The organism is bacterium (assembly GCA_035703895.1).
GTDB lineage: Bacteria > Sysuimicrobiota > Sysuimicrobiia > Sysuimicrobiales > Segetimicrobiaceae > Segetimicrobium.
Genome location: DASSXJ010000045.1, coordinates 1 through 9,402 on the forward strand (window position 1 = coordinate 1; position 9,402 = coordinate 9,402).

Below are 9,402 nucleotides of genomic sequence, written 5' to 3' on the forward strand. Positions count from 1 at the left end.
GAACTCGACCGGATCGCTGGGCTGGTGGGGGCGGTTCGGGAGGAGGCCGGTCCCGGGACCGATCTGTTGGTGGACTGCCACTGGAAGTACAACGCCCGCGATGCCGTGGCGCTCGCAACCATGCTTGCGCCGTTTCGGCTGCGGTGGCTGGAGGATCCCGTGCCGCCCAACGACAGCGAGGCGCACCGGTTCGTCACGGCGCGGAGCCCGATCCCGATCTGCAGCGGCGAGAACCGGTACCTCAAGGAGGGGTTCCGCGACCTCATCGTCGATCACGGGGCGGACATCATCGCGCCCGACGTGCCGAAGATGGGCGGCCTGGCCGAGGCCAAGAAGGTCGCCGACCTGGCGGATACCTACTCGAAGGTCGTGGCACCCCATAACGTGAGCAGCCCCGTGGGCACGATCGCCGCATGCCACGTGATGGCCACCGTCCCGAACTTCCTCTTGCTCGAGTACCACGCACGCAAGATCCCCTGGTGGCAGGATCTGACGGATGGAGGCGCGATTCGAGAGGGGTACATCTATCTGACCGAAGCTCCCGGCCTGGGCGTGACCCTGAGGGAGGACGTGGTGCGCGCCCACCTCAAGCCCGGCATCCCCTGGTTCCCGTCGCGATGAAGATCACCGCGATTCGAGGTCACCGCGTCCCCAGCGCCCTGGGGTGGCCGTGGATCCTCGTCACCGTGGAGACCGACGCCGGGCTGACCGGCGTTGGGGACGCGACAAACTGGCCCGGCGGTCGCGCGGTCGAGGGCGCCATCGCCGAACTCGATGGTCTGCTGCGCGGGGAAGATCCCCGGCGGATCGGTCCCCTGTGGACCAAGATGCAGCACCACCTCACCTACGTGGGATCCGCGGGGGCGGCGGTTGGGGCGATCAGCGGCGTCGACATCGCGCTGTGGGATATCGCCGGCAAGTTGAGCGGGATGCCGGTCTATCAGCTCCTCGGCGGAGCCTACCGGACACGTATCCCGCTCTACGCCAACAACTGGTTTGCCGGAACCCCCCGCGAGCCCGAGGCGTTTGCCGAGGCGGCGCGGCGGATCGTCTCCCAGGGATACCGGGCGCTCAAGTTCGACCCGTTGACAGGCATCGATCCGGACAGCCGCGAGGCATCGCGGACCGCGCTGGAGGCGGCGGCGAGGATGGTCGAAGCGGTCAGGGCCGCCGTCGGCCCCGACATCGAGATCGCCGTCGACACGCACGCCCGCCTCGACGTGCCGTCGGTCATCCGCTTTGCCGAGATGCTCGAACCGTCACGGATCTGGTTTCTCGAGGAGCCCGTGGGGCCGGAGAACCCCGAGGCGATGGCCGACGTGAGGCGACGCGTCAAGGCGCTGATTTGCACCGGAGAACGGCTGTTCACGCGCCATGGATTCCGCCGCGTCCTGGAGAGCCACGCCGCGGATATCCTGATGCCCGACGTCGTGCGGACCGGCGGACTCTCAGAGACCAGGGCGATCGCGGCTTTGGCTGAGATGTATTATGTCCCCATCGCGCCCCACAACCCCAACTCACCGCTGTCGACCCTCGCGAGCGCCCACTTGTGCGCCGCGATTCCCAACTTCGCGCGCCTCGAGTTTCTGGCGGTCGATGCCCCCTGGCGGGACGACATCCTGACTGCGCCGCTCCCGGTCGAGGACGGCCATCTGGTGCTTTCCGACCGGGCGGGACTGGGGGTCGACGTCCGCTGGGATCGGGTGGAGCGGTTGCAGGTCAGCGCGCCGGCTTGAGAGAACGCGGAGGTGTGTAATGCCAGGGACCCCAATTTGGTACCAGACGGGGAGGGACAGCCGATGAGGATGACTCGGAGAGCATTCGTGAAGGCAGGCGGCGCCGCACTGGCGGGAATAGGCATGGCCGCCGCGGCTCCGCGATCGGTCCGCGCCGCGGGAGAGTACCAACCGCGAAAGGATCTCACGGGCGAGCTGACGGCGTGGGATTGGTCCGCGGCGCCCGACAAGTACGGCGAAGCCCAGCAGCAGGCGTTTTACACCTGGTTTCCCGAGCAACACCGGCAGCTTAGGTTTCGGATGACCATGTTCGGCTACACAGATATGCTCCCGAAGCTCGAGGTGAGCTTCAGGGGCGGCGGCGGCCCTGATGTCGTCCGCGTCGCGATCGCATGGTCCAGCCAGTTTGTCGAGGCAGACGCGTTTCACTCGATCGACCTGGCCCAACTCGGTCTCAAGGAGAGCGACTTCTGGCCGCAGGCACTGATGACCGTCCGGAAGCCCGGCAGCGTCGGCGGTCCGCTCTACGGCCTTCCGGCGAACAACGAGGCCATGATGTTGGTTTGGAACAAGGGCCTGTTCCGCGACGCGGGCCTGAACCCGGACAAGGCCCCGGCCACCTGGGATGAGCTCGCCGTCTTCTCAAAGCGGATCCGCGAGAAGACCGGCCAGTCTGGCTTTGGGCTCGTGGCCAAGCTCAACACCGGGAATACCCCGTTCCGGTTCGCGCCCGTGATGTGGGCATACGGCGGCAGCATCTTCGACGAGCTCAGCCCGTCGATCACCTGGAAGAACATCGGGATCGACTCGCCGGGCACGGTGGCCGCGCTCGAGCTCTACAACAGAATGTTCAACATCGACAAGAGCGTCGAGCCGTCCGCGCTGACAAATACTCAAGCCGATGTGACGACGCTGTTTCTGGGCGGCAAGGTGGCGATGATGATCGTGCATCCGTCCGATGCGGCGCAGGTGCACGGCCTCAACCCGAAGATCGGCCTTGGGGCCGGGTTGCTCCCCGCGGGCCCGGTCCGGCGGGCCGTCGTCTTCGGCGGCTCGAACCTCCACGTCCGCAAGGCGACGACAAACGTGGATCAAGCGCTGGAGTTCCTCCGGGCATACGAATCCCCGAACTGGAACGCCCGCCTCAGCGGCCTCGGGTCGAACCCGGCCAACCGCCAGGCGGAGCACGCTCCCGCGCAGAAGGAGCGCGAGAAGCTGCTGCTGTTCAACGAGGTCACGATCGAGATGATGAAGTACGGGGTCAGCGTGCCGCTGGTGTCGCAAGGCGCGCACATCTGGAACGAGACGATCCCGACGATGATCCAGAAGGTGCTGCTCAAACAGACCTCGGCAAAGCAGGCGGTGACGGAAGCCGCCGCGGAAATCCGGCAGGCGATGCGCGCCTAGCGTATCGCCGCACGCGTCTCCCCGCGTGCAGGTCGCAGGGGCGACGCGTGAACGCACAGGAGGTGTATGACGTGGACGCGGTGGGAGTGGCGGTCCGCGAGGGGGCGCGCCCCCTTCGTCCGCCGCTCCTTCCCCGCGTGCTTCCCTATCTCTTCGTGGCCCCGGCGGTGGCGCTGGTGCTCGTGGTCACGATCTATCCGTTCATATATTCCGTGTACCTCAGTTTCTTTGCGACCCCCAGCCGGTCCATGAATTTGACATTCACGGGGCTCGGGAACTACCGGGTGGTGTTCACGGATCCGGTGTTTTACCGCGTGATCCGCAACACCCTGGTGTGGACGGTCGTGAGCACGGCGATCGACGTCGTGCTGGGCCTCGTCGCGGCGGTCGCCGTCAACAATCTCAAGGTGCTCCGAGGGGCGGTCCGGGCCGCGCTCCTGCTGCCCTACGTCGTGGGGTACGTGGTCGCCAGTTACGCCTGGCTCTGGCTGTTGCACGGGGAGTACGGGCTGATCAACGGGGCGCTGGTCACGTGGCACCTCGTCCGAGAGCCCGTGTCATTTCTGGGCAACCTTTCGCTGGTGCTGCCGTCGCTGATCCTGGCAAATGTCTGGAAGACGTTCCCCTTCGCCATGTTGATGCTGCTCGCCGGGCTCCAGAATGTTCCCGAGCAACTCCTGATGGCGGCTAAGATGGATCGCGCCTCGCCGTGGCGGACGTTCTGGGAGGTCACCCTCCCGGCGATCTGGCCGGTGCTCACCGTCACCACGATGCTGCTCACCATCCACAACTTCAACAGCTTCACGATCCCGTGGATCATGACCGGGGGTGGCCCCCTCCACCGCTCCGAGATCATCACCAACTATATCTACAATCAGGCGTTCACCCAACTCAACTTCGGGCTCGCGGCTGCGACGTCGTGTGTCACGTTCGCATTGCTGATGATGTTTGCGGTTGCGTACGTCCGCGCGCTGAGCCGCGGCGAGGGAGCGCGATGACGGCGGTGCGGCACCTCGGGTCCACGGCGCGACGGATCCCGAATACGGCGGCGCTCGTCCTCCTGGTGGCGTTCTCCCTGCTCCCGTTCGCGTGGATGCTGACGGCGTCGCTCGAGCCGCCCTCGGCCCTCTACACCGAGAAGCCGCACCTGTTCCCGCGCCAGGTCACGCTCGCCAACTATTCCAACCTGCTCCACCCGCTGCAACAGGGGGTCTACTTTCCCCGCTACTTCCGCAACAGCCTGATCGTATCGCTCTCGACGGTTGCGCTCGCGCTCCTCGTGGCGACGCCGGCCGCCTACGCGTTCTCGCGGTTTCGGTTCCGCGGGAGGGGCGTCCTGATGCACACGATCTTGATCCAGAGCGTCTTCCCGCTCGTCAACTTTCTCGTGCCGCTCTTCATCCTCATGGGTCTGCTGGGGCTCCGGGATACGTACGGTTCGCTCATCATCGGGTACCTGACCTTCAGCCTTCCATTAAATATCTGGCTGCTGCGGGGATTCTTCGACGGGATTCCGTCCGAGATGGAGGTCGCGGCGCGCCTGGACGGGGCGGGCGTGGTGCGCGCCTTCTTTGAAGTGGCGCTCCCGTCGGCGCTCCCCGGCCTCGTCGCGACGGCGATCTACACGTTCATTCTGGCTTGGGACGAGTATCTGTATGCGCTGGCGATGATCTCGTCCTCTGAGATGCGCACGCTGCCGCTCGGGCTGTTCGCCTACTTCTCCGAAGGGGTGCCGGACTGGGGCGGACTGACGGCGACGGCCATCGGCATGAGCATTCCCGTGGTCATCGTGTTCCTGGTCCTGCAGCGCTACTTTGTCTCGGCCCTGACCAAGGGCGCGCTGAAGTACTGACGAGGAGCGGAGACATGGCGGAGCTGCGCCTTGAGCGTGTGAGCAAGCGGTACCCGGGCCGGCGTGAGGTGGTCGCGCTCGAGCCGGTGGATCTCGCGATCCGCGACGGCGAGTTCATGACGATCCTTGGACCCAGCGGCTGCGGCAAAACGACGCTTCTCAACATCATTGCGGGGTTGATCCCCCCGACGTCGGGCAGCGTGTGGCTTGGGGACCGGGAGATCACGGTGCTCGATCCCAAGGACCGCGACATGGCCATGGTATTTCAAAACTACGCGCTGTATCCGTCGAAGACCGCGCGCGGCAACCTGGAGTTCCCGCTCCGAATGCGCGGTGTGCCGCGGGACGCGCGCGCGCGGCTCGTGGAGGAAACGGCCGCCGTCCTTGGGCTGGGGGAACTCCTCGACCGGTTTCCGCGGCAGCTCTCCGGGGGACAGCAGCAGCGCGTGGCGCTCGGCCGAGCCCTCATCCGCCGGCCGCGGGTGTTCTTGATGGACGAGCCGCTCTCCAATCTCGACGCCAAGCTCCGCATGCAGATGCGGAGCGAGATCAAACGGCTCCACCGCCAGTTTCCGATCACGACCGTATACGTCACCCACGACCAAGCCGAGGCGATGGCGCTGTCCGATCGAGTGGCCGTGATGAACCACGGCGTCGTCGTCCAGGTCGGAACTCCCGCAGAGGTCTACCACCGCCCGGCGGACGTCTTCGTGGCGGGCTTCGTCGGAACGGTGGCGATGAATCTCCTTCGCGTCAGCCTCCGGGCCCGCGATTCCGTGGTCGAATGTGTGTTGCCCAACGGGTCGCTGGTCGCGAGCCTCCCCGGCCGCGATGGCCGGGCCGGCTCCAGCGAGGCGACCCTCGGCGTTCGCCCCCAGCACGTGCGCTGGGCGCCCCCCAGAGGGGACAACGGCGGCGCGTGGCTCGATGGCGTCGTGGAAGAGACCGATGTCGTCGGCGACGACACCTACCTGCACGTCCGGATTGCGGGGGGCCCGGGGGTGACGCTCTTGGACCGCACAGGAGAAGGCGCCGTCCCGGGGCAGCGCATCGCGGTTGCCTTCGAGCGAAGCGCGGTCCACCTCTTCGATGGAGAGACTGGGCGCGCGATCCCCGGGGCTTCCGCCGAGGCCGGCCGCGCCTGACGCCGACGGTGAGGTGGGGCCGCGACTACCAGTCATGCACCGAGCCGTCCAGCCGCCGCGTGGTCGGGAGATACGCGCGCCGGTACGGATACTTCGCCGCGGCGGCCTCGTTCACGTCGGTGCCGAGGCCCGGGGCGTCGGCGACGGTGAGGTAGCCGTTCTCGAAGGTCGGGCCACCCGGGATCACCTCGCGCACAGGTTCGTTGAAGAAGACCATCTCCTGCACCCCGAAATTGGGCACCGACAGGTCGAGATGGACGTTCGCCGCGTGCAGGATGGGGCCGATGTCGCCGGGGCCGTGCCAGGCGGTCTTCACACTATACGCCTCGGCGATCGCGGCGATCTTCCGGCCCTCGGTGATCCCTCCAACGTGCCCGAGATCGCACCGGATGTAGTCGATGAGCTGTCCGGCGATCACCGGAAGCGCCTCCCATTTGCTGAAGTACAGCTCGCCCATGGCGAGCGGGACGGTGGTGTGCTGCCGGATCACCCGGAAAGAGTCCTGATGCTCCGGCCGCAGTGGATCCTCGAGGAAGAAGAGATGGTACGGTTCCAGGTCCCTGGCGAGGCCCGCCGCTTCGATGGGGGTGAGACGTTCGTGGACGTCGTGGATCAGCTCGAGATCTTCGGGAAGCCGGCTTCTGAGATGCTCGAACAGGGGGGGGATCGCGCGCCGGTACGGGGCCGGTTCCCAGATCTCTTCGCGGGGCAGCGACTGTTCAGTCGGCCCGGCTGCACCGACTCCATACGTGCCCCGGAGCCCGGGGCCGCGCACGTCGACCTGTACGCGGATCACCTTGAACCCGCGGTCCGCGAGCTGGCGGACCCGGTCCAGAACCGCCTCCGGATCGCTCCCGCTGGCGTGCGCGTACGCGAGCGCGCCGTGCCGGCACTTCCCACCAAGCAACGAGTACACCGGAAGGCCGGCCCGCTTCCCCTTGATGTCCCACAACGCGAGGTCCACGCCAGCGACCGCGGTCATTTGAATCGGGCCGCCGCGCCAGTACGAGCCTCGAGAGAGGTACTGAAACGCGTCCTCGATTCGGTCGGGGTCCCGGCCGATGAGCAGCGGGGCGATGTGCTGCTCCAGCAACGCGGCAACGGCCAGCTCGCGGCCATTCAGCGTCGCGTCTCCCCACCCGTGGAGGCCGTCGTCGGTCTCCACCTTGACCAAGACGTAGTTGCGGCCCGGGCATGTCACAATGACCTTGACGGCGGTGATCCGCATGGAAGGCCTCCGACGCTCACTCGTGAGATTCTCCGGCGCGTATCGTTCTCTAGCTGCGGCGCCGGCCCCTCGCGATGTCGATGTTGGCGCGTGGTTGTTCGTCTGGGTGCGTGCCGGAGTGATCAGGACAAGGAGGGTTGCACTGAGATGGCGCTCATCGGGGAACCGGCCACAGCACGAGCGCATTCGCCACCTGCCGCCCAGGCTGCACTAAATACCTCCCGTTGCAGACCAAGCCGCTGGACGCGTTATCGTCGAGGTTCATGGCCTCCACCGCTCCAAGCCCCTTCATGACAACCGCCGCCTCGGTCACCGTGGCGTGATCGATGACGGCCAGAATGACCTCGTTGGCTCCGCTCAATCCCACGGCCGAACGCCTTCCCCGCAAGGACAGGATCTTTGGGTCACGGAAGCCCTCAGCGATTGGACTGACGCTGACCGCCCCTCGTTGGAGGAGGCGGGGACCCGCTCCGAGGCTGAACCGAGACCTAAAGGTGACGCCGTCCTGAACAGCGCGATACTCTATGCGCTGTCCCACGGCGAACTTCCATCCCAGCACCTCCGCTTCTTTGCGTTGCATGCCGATCACGAAGCCGTCGCCTGGGATGGCAACGTCCTCCCCCCGGCTGATCCTGGTCACCCTGCCACCACGCGCGACGACCGCGAGGTCGGCGCGAAACCCCAGCGTCGCGCCCCGTTCAGGAGTGTAAATGTACACGCTGCTGCCGCCGGGTGATGGTGTCTGATTCAAGTTGTATGCGTACCAATTGTAAGGGTAGGCTTCGCTGCCGTTGAGCCCGCCTCGAATCTCTAGGCGGTCCCGCACGATCTGCACGTTCCCGTCGGCGAGGACGTCCAGCCGGGTTCCGACCCAGCCCAAGTGCAGGAGTTTTCCGTTGATCACCACGGTGCCGTAGGGCTCACCGGTCTCCCCGGCGTAGGCCGCGAAGAAGCTGCCATTAATCGCGCACTGCGCTGCCGCCATTCGAGCGATGTCCATAAGGAAGGCGTTCGCACCGACGCGGCTGCCGGCCAGGGCGACTCCCAGCCGGTAGCGAGAGAGCGGGAATCTGGCCACAGTCACAGGCTGACCCGGTTCGGCTGTCGCCCAGGCTCCAATGGGCCAGATCAGAAGTGCCGCTAGGATCGTGATCAGCAGTCGCGTTATCGGCATCGGCCGCATCTCCTCGCACACATTTCCTCTGATGTAATGCCCCACGGAGGGCGCGCCCAGGCTTCCCGCGCGAGCAGGTTGCAATTGTGAAGGGACAGGAAATCGGGCCGCAGAATCGGGAGGCCGCGTTTCTCAACGTACACCGATCGGAAGGGAGCCGAGCGATGGAGGTCTTCGAGGCCGCGCGTACCGTGCTGGCCGTACGCACCTATTAGGAGAAACCTGTGCCGCCAAACGTCGTCCGCCGGATCGTTGAGGCCGGACGGCTGACGGGGAGCAGCATGAACGGTCAGCCCTGGCAGTTCATTGTCGTGGAGGATCCCGATACCCTACGCCGGTTGGGCCGATTGGCGCGGTCGGGGCCGTATGTCGGCGGGGCAGCCCTGGCGGTGGTCGTGGCGATCGAGAAGACGAGATTCGCGGTCTCCGATGCGAGCCGCGCGATCCAATCGATGATCTTGACGGCGTGGGCGGACGGGGTCGGCTCGAACTGGGTGGGGTTCCTGGGAATGTCGGAGGTCAAATCGCTCTTGGCCATTCCGGAGGACCTGGACGCGCTGGCTATTCTCCCGTTTGGCTATCCGGCGAAGGCCCACGGCCGGGGCAAGAAGCAGCGCAAGGCGCTTGCCGAGGTCGCCCACCGCGGACGCTTTGGGCGGCCATTCGACTGATGCGGCGTTTTGCAGGGACCCTACCGCGCGCCTACGAAGTTTTGGCACACGATGCAGCCTGCGGGATGTCCGCACGAATCACGCCGTCGGACGCCAACGCCCGCATGGAGGTGAAGAGAGATGTCTAACCTTGGACGGCGTGAATTCCTGCGCATCGCCGGGGTGGCCGCCGCCGGCGCCGCTGCGGTT

10 protein-coding genes are annotated in these 9,402 nt (G+C 66.3%); 8 read left to right on the plus strand and 2 right to left on the minus strand.

Features of this window, described 5'->3' with window-relative positions; genetic code table 11:
- From VFP86_03410 to VFP86_03435, 6 genes are all read left to right on the plus strand, one after another.
- Positions 1–621, plus strand: a 621-nt coding sequence (locus tag VFP86_03410; protein ID HET8998673.1) for a mandelate racemase/muconate lactonizing enzyme family protein, incomplete at its 5' end; no start/stop codon positions are given.
- On the plus strand, positions 618–1,736 hold the full coding sequence (locus VFP86_03415; protein HET8998674.1) for a mandelate racemase/muconate lactonizing enzyme family protein: 1,119 nt from the start codon (positions 618–620) through the stop codon (positions 1,734–1,736). The genes VFP86_03410 and VFP86_03415, both read left to right, overlap by 4 nt.
- Positions 1,737–1,805: 69 nt before the next feature.
- A complete protein-coding gene (locus VFP86_03420; protein ID HET8998675.1) occupies positions 1,806–3,143 on the plus strand; it encodes an extracellular solute-binding protein in 1,338 nt (445 codons plus the stop codon).
- Between the two features lie 47 nt (positions 3,144–3,190).
- Positions 3,191–4,141, plus strand: coding sequence for a sugar ABC transporter permease (locus tag VFP86_03425; protein HET8998676.1), 951 nt, complete (start codon positions 3,191–3,193; stop codon positions 4,139–4,141).
- On the plus strand, positions 4,138–4,995 hold the full coding sequence (locus tag VFP86_03430) for a carbohydrate ABC transporter permease (GenBank protein ID HET8998677.1): 858 nt from the start codon (positions 4,138–4,140) through the stop codon (positions 4,993–4,995). The genes VFP86_03425 and VFP86_03430 overlap by 4 nt, the downstream gene beginning before the upstream one ends.
- Positions 4,996–5,009: 14 nt before the next feature.
- Entirely contained in the window at positions 5,010–6,140 is a 1,131-nt protein-coding gene (locus VFP86_03435) for an ABC transporter ATP-binding protein (GenBank protein ID HET8998678.1), read from the plus strand.
- Between the two features lie 25 nt (positions 6,141–6,165).
- Here the strand turns inward: VFP86_03435 and VFP86_03440 are convergent, their stop codons facing one another.
- The gene (locus VFP86_03440) at positions 6,166–7,368 is read right to left on the minus strand and encodes a D-galactonate dehydratase family protein (GenBank protein ID HET8998679.1); all 1,203 of its coding nucleotides are present in this window, start codon (positions 7,366–7,368) and stop codon (positions 6,166–6,168) included.
- 154 nt (positions 7,369–7,522) lie between these two features.
- A complete protein-coding gene (locus VFP86_03445) occupies positions 7,523–8,542 on the minus strand; it encodes a phosphodiester glycosidase family protein (protein ID HET8998680.1) in 1,020 nt (339 codons plus the stop codon).
- A gap of 86 nt (positions 8,543–8,628) precedes the next feature.
- Between VFP86_03445 and VFP86_03450 the strand changes: the two genes are divergently transcribed.
- Positions 8,629–8,757: a hypothetical protein gene (locus tag VFP86_03450; protein HET8998681.1), complete on the plus strand. Its 129-nt coding sequence runs from the start codon at positions 8,629–8,631 to the stop codon at positions 8,755–8,757.
- Positions 8,758–8,766: 9 nt separating this feature from the next.
- On the plus strand, positions 8,767–9,213 hold the full coding sequence (locus VFP86_03455) for a nitroreductase family protein (protein HET8998682.1): 447 nt from the start codon (positions 8,767–8,769) through the stop codon (positions 9,211–9,213).
- Positions 9,214–9,402: the final 189 nt, after the last annotated feature.

Excerpts from the sequence above, each read along its gene's own strand:
- VFP86_03430 (HET8998677.1), top strand. The coding sequence starts at position 4,138 with ATGACGGCGGTGCGGCACCTCGGGTCCACGGCGCGACGGATCCCGAAT.
- VFP86_03440 (HET8998679.1), bottom strand. The coding sequence starts at position 7,368 with ATGCGGATCACCGCCGTCAAGGTCATTGTGACATGCCCGGGCCGCAAC.
- VFP86_03415 (HET8998674.1), top strand. The coding sequence starts at position 618 with ATGAAGATCACCGCGATTCGAGGTCACCGCGTCCCCAGCGCCCTGGGG.
- VFP86_03435 (HET8998678.1), top strand. The coding sequence starts at position 5,010 with ATGGCGGAGCTGCGCCTTGAGCGTGTGAGCAAGCGGTACCCGGGCCGG.
- VFP86_03445 (HET8998680.1), bottom strand. The coding sequence starts at position 8,542 with ATGCCGATAACGCGACTGCTGATCACGATCCTAGCGGCACTTCTGATC.
- VFP86_03420 (HET8998675.1), top strand. The coding sequence starts at position 1,806 with ATGACTCGGAGAGCATTCGTGAAGGCAGGCGGCGCCGCACTGGCGGGA.